Source organism: Clostridioides sp. LIBA-7678 (assembly GCF_056716065.1).
In genome coordinates this window covers 125,703-141,415 of the sequence record NZ_CP196989.1, presented here as the reverse complement: position 1 = coordinate 141,415, position 15,713 = coordinate 125,703, and the positions used below count along the sequence as shown (strand labels likewise).

Annotated in this window: 13 protein-coding genes; 8 read left to right on the top strand and 5 right to left on the bottom strand. The window is 23.0% G+C overall.

From position 1 onward, the window contains the following. Positions 1-686 precede the first annotated feature (686 nt). From ACTG46_RS21160 to ACTG46_RS21150, 3 genes are read left to right on the top strand one after another with little or no spacing between them, the layout of a single operon-like run. A complete protein-coding gene (locus ACTG46_RS21160; protein ID WP_021383430.1) occupies positions 687-1,607 on the top strand; it encodes a DNA polymerase III subunit delta in 921 nt (306 codons plus the stop codon). After that, entirely contained in the window at positions 1,595-3,076 is a 1,482-nt protein-coding gene (gene dnaX / locus ACTG46_RS21155) for a DNA polymerase III subunit gamma/tau (RefSeq protein WP_479924306.1), read from the top strand. Before ACTG46_RS21160 ends, dnaX begins: the two co-directional genes overlap by 13 nt. Before the next feature lie 34 nt (positions 3,077-3,110). Next, the gene (locus tag ACTG46_RS21150) at positions 3,111-3,965 is read left to right on the top strand and encodes a single-stranded DNA-binding protein (protein WP_021383433.1); all 855 of its coding nucleotides are present in this window, start codon (positions 3,111-3,113) and stop codon (positions 3,963-3,965) included. A 151-nt stretch (positions 3,966-4,116) separates the two neighbouring features. Here ACTG46_RS21150 and ACTG46_RS21145 read toward each other — a convergent pair whose 3' ends face one another. The 4 genes from ACTG46_RS21145 to ACTG46_RS21130 all read right to left on the bottom strand — a co-directional run bounded on the left by ACTG46_RS21145 (position 4,117) and on the right by ACTG46_RS21130 (position 7,545). Continuing rightward, positions 4,117-4,710: a peptidoglycan-binding domain-containing protein gene (locus ACTG46_RS21145; RefSeq protein WP_021383358.1), complete on the bottom strand. Its 594-nt coding sequence runs from the start codon at positions 4,708-4,710 to the stop codon at positions 4,117-4,119. Positions 4,711-4,912: 202 nt separating this feature from the next. Next, positions 4,913-5,284 (bottom strand): BlaI/MecI/CopY family transcriptional regulator, encoded by a 372-nt coding sequence (locus tag ACTG46_RS21140; protein ID WP_044212754.1) that lies wholly within the window; start codon positions 5,282-5,284, stop codon positions 4,913-4,915. Between the two features lie 87 nt (positions 5,285-5,371). Continuing rightward, positions 5,372-5,953 carry a hypothetical protein gene (locus tag ACTG46_RS21135; protein WP_479924305.1) on the bottom strand — a complete coding sequence of 194 codons (582 nt, stop codon included), beginning with the start codon at positions 5,951-5,953 and terminating at the stop codon, positions 5,372-5,374. Between the two features lie 527 nt (positions 5,954-6,480). Next, a complete protein-coding gene (locus ACTG46_RS21130) occupies positions 6,481-7,545 on the bottom strand; it encodes a hypothetical protein (protein ID WP_479924304.1) in 1,065 nt (354 codons plus the stop codon). Positions 7,546-8,777: 1,232 nt separating this feature from the next. Here ACTG46_RS21130 and ACTG46_RS21125 point away from each other — a divergent pair. Then, positions 8,778-10,346 (top strand): hypothetical protein, encoded by a 1,569-nt coding sequence (locus tag ACTG46_RS21125; RefSeq protein ID WP_021383383.1) that lies wholly within the window; start codon positions 8,778-8,780, stop codon positions 10,344-10,346. 342 nt (positions 10,347-10,688) lie between these two features. Here the strand turns inward: ACTG46_RS21125 and ACTG46_RS21120 are convergent, their stop codons facing one another. Next, positions 10,689-11,414 (bottom strand): hypothetical protein, encoded by a 726-nt coding sequence (locus tag ACTG46_RS21120; RefSeq protein ID WP_021383378.1) that lies wholly within the window; start codon positions 11,412-11,414, stop codon positions 10,689-10,691. Between the two features lie 165 nt (positions 11,415-11,579). Between ACTG46_RS21120 and ACTG46_RS21115 the strand changes: the two genes are divergently transcribed. The 4 genes from ACTG46_RS21115 to ACTG46_RS21100 all read left to right on the top strand — a co-directional run bounded on the left by ACTG46_RS21115 (position 11,580) and on the right by ACTG46_RS21100 (position 15,657). Then, positions 11,580-13,265: an ATP-dependent helicase gene (locus ACTG46_RS21115; RefSeq protein ID WP_021383419.1), complete on the top strand. Its 1,686-nt coding sequence runs from the start codon at positions 11,580-11,582 to the stop codon at positions 13,263-13,265. 14 nt (positions 13,266-13,279) lie between these two features. Further along, on the top strand, positions 13,280-13,501 hold the full coding sequence (locus ACTG46_RS21110) for a hypothetical protein (protein WP_021383377.1): 222 nt from the start codon (positions 13,280-13,282) through the stop codon (positions 13,499-13,501). A 246-nt stretch (positions 13,502-13,747) separates the two neighbouring features. Continuing rightward, a complete protein-coding gene (locus ACTG46_RS21105) occupies positions 13,748-14,608 on the top strand; it encodes a hypothetical protein (RefSeq protein ID WP_021383441.1) in 861 nt (286 codons plus the stop codon). Further along, positions 14,605-15,657 carry a DNA polymerase III subunit beta family protein gene (locus ACTG46_RS21100; RefSeq protein ID WP_479924303.1) on the top strand — a complete coding sequence of 351 codons (1,053 nt, stop codon included), beginning with the start codon at positions 14,605-14,607 and terminating at the stop codon, positions 15,655-15,657. The genes ACTG46_RS21105 and ACTG46_RS21100 overlap by 4 nt, the downstream gene beginning before the upstream one ends. The last annotated feature ends 56 nt before the right edge of the window (positions 15,658-15,713 follow it).

Genomic DNA, 15,713 nt, shown 5'->3' with positions numbered 1-15,713 from the left:
TTTTTACTCCTTTACTGTATTTTAAAAATACAAAAAAGCCTTGATATTAATAATCAAGGCTGAGACATCGAATTTACATTAACTTCCATCTTTTTTATAAGTAAAATAACTATTAAAAGTATTGCAAGGATTTATGATATATGATATTATTATCGTATATTATAAGTAAATAAGAAGTCTACTTTGCACATGATAATTAATACTCTATCATTCGTTTTTATTAATTTTCAGTTTGATAAATGAATTGGCGTTCATTACCAAACGTGTCGCAGCATGTAGGCTTTTTTTATTTTTTGTTTGTTTTATTATATTATATTTTATAATGTAATTTTTTGCAATTATTTTTATATTTTGCTTTTATTTGATATATTTTATAATTATTTAATACACAATAATTCATAAAAAAACTTTTTGTTTTTTATGATTAACTTTCATTTTATGAAGTAAAGTGCATATTTTTAATATAAAAAAAACAAAAATTGTTAAAAAATAGTCATTTATTTTTCATTAAATATTCTCTTCTAAGAGTGTTAAAAGAAATCTTTTCTAAATTTTTCATACTTATCCTAAAAAAATTCAAAAAAAATTCAAAAAAGAACCATATTATATAAAACTAAAATTAATCATTTATTGATAAAAAAAATAAGCTGTATTTATTAGCAATATAAACAAGGAGGGTAAAGTTAATGAAAAGTAAGTTGTTAATTACAAATAATTATTACAGTGTAAAAAAAGAAATTGAAGTACTTGAAAAAGCTTTAAATTTTAAAGATATTAATATTGAAAAAATTACAACAAAAATAGATATTAATGACTTAATATCTAGAATAGAAATAATGCCTATAGTAGATTCTTTTAGAGTATTGATTATTGATATAAATAAATATTCTAGTAAAGAGTTAAATGTGATTACTAAAGCTATATCTATATCAAGAACTTGTATAGTTTTATCTATTTATTATACAAAAGATATTTTTGATAAAGGAGATAAAACTATAGTAAAGATATTTCAAGACTCCAAGATTGAAATAAAAAAATATTTAACTATAGTGAAATCAGAAGTTGAAAAAATTTTATTATATCATAATTTAAATTTAAATCCCAATATATTTATTAATTCAGACAATATGGATGTAGTTCTAAATGATATAAAAAAAATAAGTTCATTAGATAATAATTTTAAGAATTATGAAGAATATTTATCTGAGTCATTTAATAAAAATACATTTGATTTAATAGATGCTATTGAAAGTAAAGACATAACCAAAGCAATAGAATTATACAAAACCATTTCAAAAACATCGAACATAATAGGTATTAATTTAACTTTATTGAATCATTTTAATTTAATGAGACAAATACAAAGTATACCTAAAAATATAAGAAATATATTATATGAAAGAGAAAAATCAGTAAAAGGCAAAGCAAATTATATACATGAATTTAGACTTAAAATTTTAGAAGATAAGGCTAAGAGAAGTACATTAGACTTAGAATTTACAGTAAATGAGTTACTAGAAAATGATTTAAATAAAAATAAAATAAATCTTGAGAAATCAATAGTAAAAATAATACTGAGGGGAGAAAAAATAAAATGTCATTATTAGCAAATAGATATAGACCAAAATTATTTAAAGAAGTAACTGGACAAGGTCATATACCTTCCATTCTTTTAAATCAAGTAAAAAATAGAAATATAACAAATAGTTATATTTTTAAAGGACCTAAGGGAAGTGGCAAAACTACAAGTGCAAGAATATTAGCCAAAGCAATTAACTGTCTTAGTCCTATTGATGGAGAACCTTGTTTACAATGTGAGAATTGTAAATCTATAGAAAATAATACATCAATTGATATATATGAATTGGATGCAGCTTCTAACAATGGTATAGATAATATTAGAGAAATAATTGATAGTATTAGATATGCTCCATCTAACTTAAAATATAAGGTTTATATAATAGATGAAGCTCATAGACTATCTGCACAGGCAGCTGATGCTTTTCTTAAAACTTTAGAAGAACCACCATCATATGTAGTTTTTATATTGGCAACAACAGATGCGAACCAATTGCCAGCTACTATCAGGTCAAGATGTCAGTTATTTGATTTTAGAAGAATAGCTGTAGAAGATATTTTAACTAGATTAAAACATATTAATTTGTTAGAAAAAGGTGATTTAGAAGAAAAAAGCTTAATGCTAATAGCTAAACTAGCAGATGGAGCATTAAGAGATGCAGTAAGTTTGTTAGAAAAAGTAATCAGTTCAAATAAAAAATCATATGAAGATATAGTTGAGTTACTAGGTGTAGCATCAAATGAAATTTGTCTTAAAATAACAGAGAAATTAATAAATAAAAAAAGTGATGAAGTAGTAGAGAAATTTTACACTATAATTAAATCTGGAAAAAGTATAGAAATATTTATTAATGACTTAATGACCACTTTTAGAAATATAATGCTTATTAAATGTGGAGCAGATACAAATATAATTGCTATGAATGAAAATTATATAAAGAAAGTACAGTATTTTGCAAAACAAATAAATTTTGAAAACATATTTGAGATAATAGATATATTACAAGACGCAGAAAGTAAATTGAGAAAGACATCTCAAGTATCTATTTTAGTTGAAATGACACTAATAAAAATAAGTAGATTGAATAGAAATAAACAGATTAATAGTGATTTCCCAAATGATCTTGAAGATATAGAAATTGAGGAAATAGAGATTAATTCAATTAATAATAATATAGCAAATAATAATATTGAAGAGAAAGGAAATAATATTTTACTTGATCAAATAAGAACAAATATAGTTAACTATTTAAAAAATAAAACTAATCCAAATCTAGTATACATATCCAATATAATCAATAACTCAGCATTTAAGGAAGATTTTGATGAAAATATAATAAGAATTTCTGTGGCAATTAGTACAAATAAAAAAGAAAATGACTATGCTATAGATTATTTAAAAGAATTCGAAACCTCAGAGAACTACATAAAGAGAGAAATAATAAGTGCATTCTCTAAAAATAATATTAATACACAATTTGAAATTGTAATAGAATAAAAAATCAAATTATATATAAAAAGGGGATTTTAATATGATTAATAATATTAACATAGAAGGTAATTTAGTAAGTGATGGAACTTTTAGAAATTCTGAATCTGGCTCATTATCATATTTTAACACTATTGCTTTAAATTCAGTAAACTCTAAAGGAGAAAGAGAACGTTATTTCTTTCCTATAAGAGCTCATGGAAAATTAGCTCTATATATGGCTAAAACAGCACGTAAAGGAAATGAGATAACTATATCAGGTTCTTTAACTCAGAATCCTTTAAACAAAGAAATTAATATTCTAGTAAATAAATATACAAATCATGATTTAAATAGAGTAAAGGTATCTAGATATAACCCAAATAGTAATTCTTATAATCAAGGAAATGGTTATAATCAGAGTAACAATAATCAAGGTAATCATTATAGTCAAAGTAATAATTCTTATGACCAAGGAAATGGCTATAATCAGAATAACAATAATCAAGATAATCGTCATAGTCAAAATGATAATCCGTATAATCAAGGTAATCATTATAGTCAAAGTAATAATTCTTATAATCAAGAAAATAGTTATAATCAGAATAACAACAATCAAGATAATCGTTATAGTCAAAATGATAATCTGTATAATCAAGATAATCATTACAATCAAAATAATAGCTCTTATAACCAAAGAAATAGTTATAATCAAAATAATAATAATCAAGATAATCGTTATAGTCAAAATGATAATCCTTATAATCAAAGTAATAATAATCCTTATAACCAGGGAAATAATTTCAATCAAAATAATAATCAGTTAGATCCTTACAATTGGACAGACTATGATGAATCAAAAAGTAATAAGGATTCTAGAGAAATAGATTGTAAAGATTTTAGTGGACTATATGTATAGAATAGATACCATGATTATCCATTTAAATACACTTTATACCATTTTTATTTAAAGTAATGAATATTTATGCAATAAAAAAAAGCCACTCTTATGGGTGGCTTTAAAGCCCTTAAAAAACATTTAATTTTATCTTTAAATATAAATTGTAAAATTACATGCGTAAAAGATTCGCCAATCTATCATATGTATTATATCCAACAATTCCATCAGAAGTTAGTGAATATGCTCTTTGAAATTTTTTTACTGCATTATATGTATCATCCCCAAATATTGAATCTACTTGTACTGTATATTTAACAGCACATAACATAAGTTGAGCACAATGTACATTATTACCCCTTGTTGTGTATCCATATCCAACAGTAATTCTTGTGCTTATAGTATAATTGCTATCTCCTGAGATTTTAATCGTTGCTTTCTCAGCGTCATAAGCACCATTAAAATGTGAATAAACTCCTATATCATAATCATCTGACTTAAGTAAATTTGAATTTACTGGTACAAAAATTTCTGCATCAGGTTCAGGTGTTATATTTAATGCCTTACATTTCTCATCATAATTATCTTTTATGTCTTGTGGAGCATCTTTATATATATATTTGTATGCATCTACTTCAAATTTAATTATTTTATTTTCAGATGTATTTTCACCTCCTTGTGTTTCTGTTTCTGCAAAAGCTGTATTTGTAAATACAAGCATTGAGCAGCAAATTACTGCTAGTGTTTTCTTTAACTTCTTTAACATAATGTCCTCCTAAAAATATTATTATTCTATTACATATTTGTAGAATATGATAGATATCTCTATTTTATCAGAATTTTTAGGAATTTAACCTATTTTTTTACATTTTTATTTATAAAGTTTTTATATATCTTTTAGTGGCATTGCATAATCTATATTATTAAAATTGAACATTGAACTGGATACAATAGTCTTATTTCCAAATTTATTTATCAAAATTATTTGCTATTTCTATAAGATATTCAAATTCTTCTTTACTTAAGATATTATCTTCATATAATGAAAGAAATACACTTTCTACTGAATTATTATGCATGTTACTTACAAAATCTTTTGTTACATAGTTTAAGTATTCTCTATATTCAATTATAATTTTATAATGTGTGTATCTATCAATTTTTTCAGTTGATAAAAATTTTCTTTTAACAAGCCTTGATAGAAGTGTTAGCGTAGTTGTCTGTTTCCAATCATATTCATTTTGCATTGCTTCAATGACTTCTTTAGAAGTTACATCATCATTTTTTTTCCAAATAAATTTCATTACTTTTAGTTCTGCTGGTGGTATTTTTTGTATCATTTTATTCATCATAGGTTGACTTACCTCCTATCAGGATATATTCTAATTTAATACTACAAAATTAGAATAATTAAGTCAATAGAAATTTTATCGGCTATATCGTTGAATTCCATCTAATATGAATTGTGTAAGTATGTCCTGTTTTTTGAAACTTTTATTTTTTTCAGTGAACTCTAGAAATTTATTATATACATCTGAATATATTTTAAAAGATTTAACTAATATATCACCAGTTAGATTTTCAGTATTTATTTTAAATTGTATGACATCTACTATATTTTTCTCTTCTTCAGCTTTTTTAAAAAATTCAATAGCTTTAAAAATATCTTCTTTATTTTCAATAAGCTCTCTTAGATCTTTCTCTAATTTTTTTACTTCATATATCGGACTCATAGATTCACTAGAATTAATACTTATAGAATCATGTGGTATTACTGAAGTATTACTATAGTAAGAAGGATTTTCTTTGTTACTAGAATTAATTTTATTGTAACATTTATTTACTTGATCTAATTCATATCCAGCTTTTTTTATACGATCTCGCCAAGTTGATGATGGTAAACTTAAATTTCTACATACTTCTGCTTTAGATAATCCCAAAGACATTTTTTGATTGAAGTAATTTATTTGTTCATTAATTGTTAATTTATCAAATTCTTTTCTATTCAATGAATATTTCCCCCTATATTATTATAAAGTTAGTATATATCTATATTTTAATAAGATATTATAAAAATAATACTTTTGTAATATCCAATATATTTTACAGTTGTAACGTATTAGTAATTTATATATATTTTAGCATCATTAACATATAAAAAGTAGACTTTATGTTTAATTAGAAAAAATTATAGTAATCTATATTAAAAAGCTTTATTAAAACATTTAGTTAAGACATTTAATTAAAACATTAATTAGCAAAAACGTAATATACATGTATTATAGTATTATCAATGTATACATAAATTCATAAATAAAAAAAATATAATTATGTTAATAATATTTTTTGTTATTGTTAAAAAAAAATATTAAACTATTAATAAAAAACTTTCTTTTATAATAAAATGTGGATAAAATATGTAAAAAAAAAGATACATTTAATTAGATAATGAATTTATCTAATTAAATGTATCTTTTTTTTGCATAGTAAATTAAGAGTAATGGACTTTTATTACCCCTAATTAATATATTTTATTTTAGTATAAACTACCAATATTCAAAATTGATTTTGTTATAAAAGACCTTACAAATCCACCAGGATTATGTATATTATTAATATTTATGTTATCTTCATAATAAGTGTTATCAAACATATAATTTAAAGCAATTAATACTTTTTTAAATCCAAATTCGATAGAAAGATTAACTAATTCATTTACAATAAGAGTTTTTTCAGATTCAAGTTTTATATTTGTATCTAATAAAGGTTTTTTAAACTTAAATCTTAATAATGTATCAGAGTAATTAGAACTAAATGAAAAATTTCCATTATTAAATAAATTTAATATTCTTTTTTGAGTTGAATCTCTGAAATTTTTATTAAATTCAGATTTGGATTTATAATTAGTAATATCTAATCGATTTCCTAAAGGTTTAAATCTAGAATTTTTACTATATATAATATTATTAATTAACTTGCTTGATTTTTTTATATACTCAGGTAAAGTATTTACTAAATTTTCTTTATTAAACACAATTTTTTTACCTCTACTTTTTTTAGCTGCATCAATCCATAGCAATTTTTTTAGCTCAACCTTTAATTCATTAATACAATTTATATCCAAAAAATTAGCTAGATCATCAGTAGTTAATGTTATATACCCACCACCACCATTTTTCTTTTTAAAATGATTTTTATATTCATCACATATTACTATATCAAATTTTCCATAGCCATTAGAAGAAGGTGTAAAGTATGCTAATCCTAAAATAGAAAGTAAATTTTGATTTCTTCTAGCTGTTGGAACTGATATTCCACATAACATAGCTATATCTTTATAGCTTACATGTTTTCTAACAAAACATTTATTATAAGGCAAAAAATGATACAGTAAATATTGTTTTATTAAAGATTTAGTAACAGATATAATTTGTATGGAATCATTTTTCAATAGACCATTTTCTTTTTCAAGTTCATAATATCCATCATTTATTTTAACTATATCTATTTTATTTTTAAAAATAGATATTACTTTTTTTATTTTTAATTTAGAGATTCTAGTATTTGGTTTTAAATCTTCAAATAATAGCTTATTAGTCATTTTTTACCTCCTTTCATGTTTTATTTTACATACATAATAAAATATAAGCATATATTACATAAAATATAAATAAAAGTCTACATAAGAAAGGTTCGCAGATTCTATTGTCTTTCTAGTAGAAGCATTGAAATTACTAATATAAAAAAAGGTTCGCAGATTTCATTGTCTTTTTGGTGTGAAGCAGCATTTTCAACTGTTTGGTTATAAATTTGCAAAGATATGATTAAGGTGAAAAAATTTTTCGACATTTTTTACTGCCTGAAAACATTGAAAAATAGAAAGGTTCGCAGATTCTATTGTCTTTTTAATAAATAAGATTCTATTAAAATGAAAAGGTTCGCAGATTCTATTGTCTTTTTATATGTAAATATATATTAAAATAATAATATTTCTAAATTTTGTCGATTTTTATGTTTACAAATTGATGGATAAAGATATTTTTATATTAGAGATATAAGAAAGGTTCACAGATTTCATTGTCTTTTTTTATATGAAAAGCAATAATTATATAGGTACTAATGTTAAATGTGTAAGAAAGGTTCGCAGATTTCATTGTCTTTTTTGAATATAAAAGTAGTGATTATATTTATACTAATATTGTACATATAAGAAAGGTTCGCAGATTCCATTGTCTTTTTGGATATAAAAAAGTAGCAACTATATATAGACTAATGTTAAATGTATAAGAAAGGTTTGCAGATTCCATTGTCTTTTTGAATATAAAAAAGTAGCAACTACATATAGACTAATGTTAAGTATGTAAGAAAGGTTCGCAGATTTCATTGTCTTTTTTGAATATAAAAAAGTAGCAACTATATATAGACTAATATTAAGTATGTAAGAAAAGTTCGCAGGTTTCATTGTCTTTTTGAATATAAAAAAGTAGCAACTATATATAGACTAATGTTAAGTATATAAGAAAGGTTCGCAGATTTCATTGTCTTTTTGAATATAAAAAAAGTAGCAACTATATATAGACTAATGTTAAGTATATAAGAAAGGTTCGCAGATTTCATTGTCTTTTTAAATGTAAAAATATATATAAAGAGAGATTAATAGGTTATATTGTTCTCTTAACTAATTATCAAAAGTAAAATTAATAATATGATTTTTATACAATGTAAAATGTTTAATATTACTATATAATTTTTAAATAATGTACATAATGTATTAAATATATATTTTATTAAACAATAAATTAATGTATTATAATATCTGAAGGGGGTGATAAAATGTTGTATGAAAAGTTAGATGAAAAACTTGAATTTAGCGAAAAAGAACAACAAAATTTTTTGAATTTAATAATACATGCTATTTATGAACAAGAAAAATTTAAATTTATCACACAAAGGTTTTTTGAAGTATATATGATAAAAGAGCATGATACTATAGAAAATGTGAGACCTATTTTTGAAGATTTTTTATCATCAACTATTTTATCTAAATTAAATTATTTAACAACTCCTAGAAAAACAAAAAAATTAAGGTCTCAAGAGATAACATCTAGTTGGAGAATAAAGAATAATTGGGTAAAAATGGCATTGGATTCCATGAATAGTAATAAAGGTGAACCTAAATTACTGAAAAGAGAATATCTGTCTATTAGGGATGAATATCTTAAAAATCAAGGGAAAATAAAAAGTATTGATTTAGACTCTCCAGAACAATTAATAGAAATGAGAGAAACAACACTAAGAAATTGGGCATTTGATAGTTTTTATAACATATCAGATTTTCCATATTTATTTGAAATGTCAGATTCTAAAATAAAATCTGCTTTTTCACATGATTTACTTTTATGTATAACAGAGATACTTAAAGCACAATACGAATATGACATTAATAAAATTGTTCTTACTACACCTGCATATATAGCACCAGGTATATTTTTACCAACTATTAGGCCAAGAAAAATTAAAAATCTTGAAATAGTTAAGACTGATGATAATTCATATGTATCAAATGAATATAATGCTAAAGATCATAAAGGTGTTCAGTTAAATTTATTGTACAAGTTCTCATTTGATTTTAAAGATAAAAATGGATCAGATATAGAAAATTTTAGAACAGAATTATCTAATAGTGAAACTGAGAAAAAAGCTATGCCTAAAATATCACTAGATAAAAAAGACCTAGCAATTATTATTTATATTGAACGAATTTTTAATTTAGATACAGCAACATTCTATTTGGTTGATTTATTAAAGCACTTAGGATTAGCAAGGGCTAAGAAGAACTATGATGATATTAGAGAACGCCTACTGAAACTTCCATATTATACAGTTGATAAGAGTGTTGAAAAAGGTGGTAAAATTAAAAGAAAAGGAACTTTTAATTTCTTTACATCAGTAGATATTATAACAACTGAAAGTAATAGAGAGATTGTAAAGGTAATAAGGGCAGTTCCTCCAGAATTTGATAGAGTTTCAACTGACCTGATGTATGAAAATGAATTAAAGAAATTAAAATTAGAGCAATCTATAAATTTAGCATATTTTCTTGAAGGTAGAAGAAATTATTTGATTAGATGTGGAGAAGATTTACAAAATAAAACGTATAGATTTTTTATTGATAATCTTAAATATGAAGTTCATATTGATAGTAAAAAAACTCTTAAAACTAATATGACGTATTTGGAACTAGCATTTAATGAAATAAAAATGAATCAATTTATAATAAAAGATTATGTCATGGGGAAGGACTATTTTGATGTATCTTTTTATGAAAATACAGAAAAACAAAGATGTTTGTTAAATAGTATAATAGGATCTTTACCAGAGTATATAAATGCATTAAAATAAATCCCTTTTATTTTTATAGGAGGGATTTATTTTAATTTAAATTAATTTTTTAAGATATTATAATCTTAAAGATATTTTTGATTGATTATAAATTCTTAAACTTATCAAATTCTTTTCTGTTCAGGACTATTAAACCCTATATTATTATAAATGTTAGTATGCATCTATGCTTTAATAAGATATTACAAAAATAATACTTTCGTAATATCTTATATATTTGTTTATCAAATTTTAATTTATCAGATTTTTTATGTTCAATAACTATTTTTCACTATATTATTATAAAGTGGTATATATCTATGTTTTAATAAAATATTACAAAAACAATACTTTTGTAATATTTTATATATTTTTTGATAGATTGTATTCTTCATATTCTTGAAATGCTTTAGCAGTACCATTATTTGGTGAAGGTAGATCTCTTTGGACCTTTGATACTATATCTTTGAATTCCTCAAACTCATAAAACTTTCCAAGAAAATCTAGATTCGAATTTTTACCTTTTATTATATTGTTATCAATATAATTTCTTTGAGATTGCAAATAACTTATATAACTCTCATAATCTTTGATTAGCTGATTAACTAGTTCTTTATTATCACCTACAACAAGTTTTCTTATATCATTTAAAGCATCTAAATTGGACTTACAAGATACAATACAAGTGTCAAGTAAAATTCTATAACTATCAATTGATTCTTTTGTACTCTGTATATCTTTAAAACTTTTATATGTTATATAAAAGTTAGAAGATAAAGATAAACTATATATGTATATATGGTTTTGAGTTTTATCATTAACTATTTTAGGAATTTCAATCCTTGGGAACCTAGTGTAAAAAATTTCATCTAATTCATTTTCATTTTGGGGTTCATCTAGTTCTTTGTTTTCTTTGCCATAATTTTCATTTCTCTTTGTTGAGTTTTTTATATTCTCAGATATATTATACTCAGCTTTTTTAGGGTTATTGAAAATCATAAAATAAAAAACTAATAATATAAGTACAACAAAGGATGATAAAAATATAATTAATACTAGTTTCTTGTCTTTTATTTTTCTTAAATTCATTTCTATTCCTCCAATTTATCTAAAATTTAATAATACTTAATATGGGGCAATTTAGCATTTTATTTGAAAATATTTAATTATTTTTTCAAATAAAATATTTATTTGCCCCATATTTATTGAAAATAAAAATAGCTGTATATCAGTAAAATTAAATGGAGGTTTTATATGAACTTATTAGGTGTTAATGAGGAACAATTTAAAGCTATAAAAACAAATAGTACTCATGTACTTGTAATAGCAGGAGCAGGATCTGGTAAAACAAAAACTATCAGTAAAAGAGTTTCTTATTTAATGAAAAAAAGGATTAGCTATAGAAATATATTTTGTATAACATTTACAAGGTATGCTTCTAATGAAATGAAAAAAAGAATTATGAATGAATCAGGAAATGGAGAAAAGGTATTTGTAAATACATTTCATATGTTTTCAATTTATATCTTAAAAAAATATGGTAACTTTAAAGGATATACTATGATTTCAGAGATTGAAAAAAAGAATTTAATCAAAAATATAACTAAGAGATTTCAAATAAATAAAAGTGATATTTTGATTAATGCAATAAAAAATTATGATATTCAAAATAAAAATAGAAGTATATCTTTAGCATTAAAAGAATATTTATTTACCCTAAAAAGATATAAATTACTTGATATAGACTTAATACTTCCATTATGCTCTGAACTTCTAAATGATGAAAATATTGCATCAGAAGTTAGAGATGAAATGAAGTATATTCTTGTAGATGAATATCAAGATTCAAATGATATACAAATAGAAATCATAGATAAAATATCACCAAATAATTTATATGTTGTTGGAGATGATTCACAAGCAATTTATGAATGGAATAATTCAAAGGTAGAATATATATTAAATTTTGAAAAAAAATATGGTGCAGAGGTTATAAGATTAGTAAAGAACTACAGAAATACAAATCAAATAATAAATTCAGCAAATAAAATAATATCACTTAATTTAAATCAAATAAAAAAAGAAATGGTAGGGTTTAAAAATGGCGAAGATATTGAGATTGTTACTACTGATAATCAAGAAATACAAAATATAAAGATAACTTCTCAAATTTGTAAGCATGTTTATGGTATTGATGATAAAAACATAGCAATATTATGTAGAACTAATATGGAAATAAAAAAATTATCCAAGGTCTTTATTAATTATGGTATAGAATTTAATAGCTCGATTAAAGAAAATAGTAATAGTAGGCTTCTTAATATCTTAACTTTAGCATCAAATCCACAAAATGATTTGTTAGCTGAAAGTATATTGAAACCTTCAGAAGAACAAAAAATAAGAGCATTGAAGGAAAGTATAAGCATATTTGAAAGTATTAAATTTGATAATAAATCGGAAGAAATTTTAAACTTTGAAAAACTAAATAATTGTATAAAAACATCCACAGCAATAAGAGCATACGAATTAGCTAAGAAGTTATTCAAAATAGAAGATATTGTTTTAAAAAATAAAATAAAAAAATGGATCTCAAATAGTACTGTTATTAAACAAAAAAATATTGGATTTATTGAATATCTTTGTTATGAAAATACAAAGGGAGGACAAGAGTGTTTAAAAGAAAACAATAATAATGTAAACTTATTAACTATTCATTCTTCAAAGGGATTAGAATTTGATGTAGTGATAATTCCAAACTTATATGAAGAAAATTTTCCTAGAAAAAATGAAAGTTTGGAATCAGCAAGAAGGCTTTTTTATGTAGCATTAACTAGAGCTAAAGAAAAAGTAATATTGTATATTCCTAAAAACTCTGAAGAATATGGGAAAAAGATAAAAAATAGAGAACCAAGTATTTTAATAAAAGAAATAACTAACTAGAGGAGTGAGATATTATGAAGTTTAGTAATATAAGAATAGAGCTTTTTTCAATTTTGAACAATATAAATAAAAACAACATAAATAAAGTAATATTACCTTATATACAAAATAGTCCTATTTTTTATATAACTGATGAAGACAAGAAAATAATAAATATTGTTTTAAAAGAATTTTTGGAAAGTAAAGATATTAGGAGCTATAGTATTAATGAGAATCATGTAGCTATAAGTCTTTAAAAATAAATTAATGATATTTATTAAGAGCAACACTAAAGTATTACTTTAGTATTATTTTCAATAAACGTATTACTTAATTAAAAACATCACTAAAACTAATTGGTTCATAGTGATGTTTTTATTTTTTGGAATTTTTCAAAAAAATAAAAGTTTTGACCCATATTAAAGATAAGAAAAATTTAAGCTAATTTTTAGTAAATAAAAAATAAACTGTTTTAATCAGTTAAAAAAAGGGGGACATATGTTATGTCAAGCAACATAAAACAAATATTTAAATCTGGTCGTGATACAAAGGTATTTGCTGTAGAAGATGATTTAAGTGTAAATGATTTTTATAATGAAATAGGTATTTTAAAAGCTATATTACATTCAAAGGTATCTAGAATAACAATGATAATAAATGATTCAAAAAACAATAGTAATACAAAACTAAAGTTCTGTTTTAATGTTAATGAATGGAAAGAATTCAGCGATTTATTAAAAGATGGTCCAGAAGGTTTTGGGAAGAATTGTGTAAATACAAATACTAAACCTAAATATAAAAAGACGAAGATAAATAAATATACAAGCTTTGAAGATGGATATAAAGAAATAAGAAATTTTAGTGTATCTTGTAACAAAGACAATCAGAAAGAAGGTAAATATTATTGGACAATTAGTATATCTATTGGAAAAGGAAAGTTAAAAGACCCTAAGAACAGTTACAAAGGCATAATTAAAGAAACTTATTCTGAATTAAAACAAAACTACTTTGTTTTACAGACTGAAGAAATTAATGAAATGATTGAAATGGTAAATAAATATATACCTTTATGGGAAAATAGTATGTTCCCCATTTTTCTTGAAAATAGAAAGGCATTTAGCAAAAGGTTAATTGAAAATAATTCTGATTATGGAACTATTGGTAGATGGAATAATTCGCCTAATAAAGATTCAGGTGATTATATAAAAAATAATGTAAATGATACTAAAAATAGCGAGTTCTGTTCAGCATGTAATGTACATGTTGATGAAAAAACAGAAAAAATAACAAATTCAAAATATGGTAGAACCTTGTGCTATAAATGTTCTAATGAATTAAATAAAACCAAAGGAGATAAAAAATGATAATAAAAAGAGAAGATATAAAGCAAATACTTGTACAAGCTAGTAAATTTGGAGAATATGTTCAACTACAAATTGAAGATTATAAAGCAATAGTAAAGAGTGTAGGGAAAAAAAATATATATTTTGAAGCAGAGATTAAAGAAATTGAAAATCCTATAGAAGGAGAATTTTATATTTTTGATAAACAAGCCCTAGATATTTTGCAAAAATGCCCTAAAGATGTAACTATTGAAAAAACCAAGAAAAATAAAATTAATATAAAATCTGGAGAATTTAAAGTGAGTCTAGCTGAGACAAAGCAAAGTATCATAGACATTGACGAACCAGAAATCAATTATTGTTTAACTGTAAAAAACTTAAATAAAGTAAAAAATGTTAGATATGCAGCGGCATCTAAAGATACTAGGCCAGCACTAGAATGTGTTTATTTTGAAGTAAATCCAGATATAGGGAAAATAAGAATAATAGCTACAGACTCTTATAGAATAGCTATTGATGAAATTAATTATGTATGTAATGAGAAAATAAAGAAAGGCTCATTTCTATTAGATAAAAAAGTTCTAGGTGATGTAATAAGTAAAGATGATGATTGTGCAGTACTAGGTGTATGTGATAATAAAATTATATTTGCATTTGAAAATGGTATTGTTATAGGTATTGATACTTTAGCAGAAAACTATATTGATATTGAACGTATGTTGGCAAGTATGAAATTTAGTTTTCAATTTAAAATAAAGCGAGAAGCTTTTACTAAATCAATAAAAAGATGTAAAATAGGTGATAAAAATTCAATTAAATTATCTATTGGAAAAAGTAGTTTAGGTATAGAAATGGATTCAAATGAAACTTCAATTTATATAACTGATGAGATTGAGATAGTAGGAGTTGATGAATGCTTAGAGGTTAATCTATCATTAAATTATCTTTCAGATGCTCTTGAAAATATGAACTCTGAATATATTACTGTAAAATACAGTGATAACAGTACATTTCCGATATTAATAGAGGATGATAGCAATAAAGCTATTATACTTCCTGTTGCTAAATAAAATATTAAAAGGGATATTTATAATATCCCTTCTTCAGATTGGAGGATTAATTTAAT

What these genes read in the sequence shown, in the direction of transcription:
- ACTG46_RS21120 (WP_021383378.1), bottom strand. Translation starts at nt 11,414, where the DNA reads ATGAATTTAAGAAAAATAAAAGACAAGAAACTAGTATTAATTATATTT.
- ACTG46_RS21150 (WP_021383433.1), top strand. Translation starts at nt 3,111, where the DNA reads ATGATTAATAATATTAACATAGAAGGTAATTTAGTAAGTGATGGAACT.
- ACTG46_RS21130 (WP_479924304.1), bottom strand. Translation starts at nt 7,545, where the DNA reads ATGACTAATAAGCTATTATTTGAAGATTTAAAACCAAATACTAGAATC.
- ACTG46_RS21110 (WP_021383377.1), top strand. Translation starts at nt 13,280, where the DNA reads ATGAAGTTTAGTAATATAAGAATAGAGCTTTTTTCAATTTTGAACAAT.
- ACTG46_RS21100 (WP_479924303.1), top strand. Translation starts at nt 14,605, where the DNA reads ATGATAATAAAAAGAGAAGATATAAAGCAAATACTTGTACAAGCTAGT.
- ACTG46_RS21145 (WP_021383358.1), bottom strand. Translation starts at nt 4,710, where the DNA reads ATGTTAAAGAAGTTAAAGAAAACACTAGCAGTAATTTGCTGCTCAATG.
- ACTG46_RS21140 (WP_044212754.1), bottom strand. Translation starts at nt 5,284, where the DNA reads ATGATACAAAAAATACCACCAGCAGAACTAAAAGTAATGAAATTTATT.
- ACTG46_RS21115 (WP_021383419.1), top strand. Translation starts at nt 11,580, where the DNA reads ATGAACTTATTAGGTGTTAATGAGGAACAATTTAAAGCTATAAAAACA.
- dnaX (WP_479924306.1), top strand. Translation starts at nt 1,595, where the DNA reads ATGTCATTATTAGCAAATAGATATAGACCAAAATTATTTAAAGAAGTA.
- ACTG46_RS21105 (WP_021383441.1), top strand. Translation starts at nt 13,748, where the DNA reads ATGTCAAGCAACATAAAACAAATATTTAAATCTGGTCGTGATACAAAG.
- ACTG46_RS21125 (WP_021383383.1), top strand. Translation starts at nt 8,778, where the DNA reads ATGTTGTATGAAAAGTTAGATGAAAAACTTGAATTTAGCGAAAAAGAA.
- ACTG46_RS21160 (WP_021383430.1), top strand. Translation starts at nt 687, where the DNA reads ATGAAAAGTAAGTTGTTAATTACAAATAATTATTACAGTGTAAAAAAA.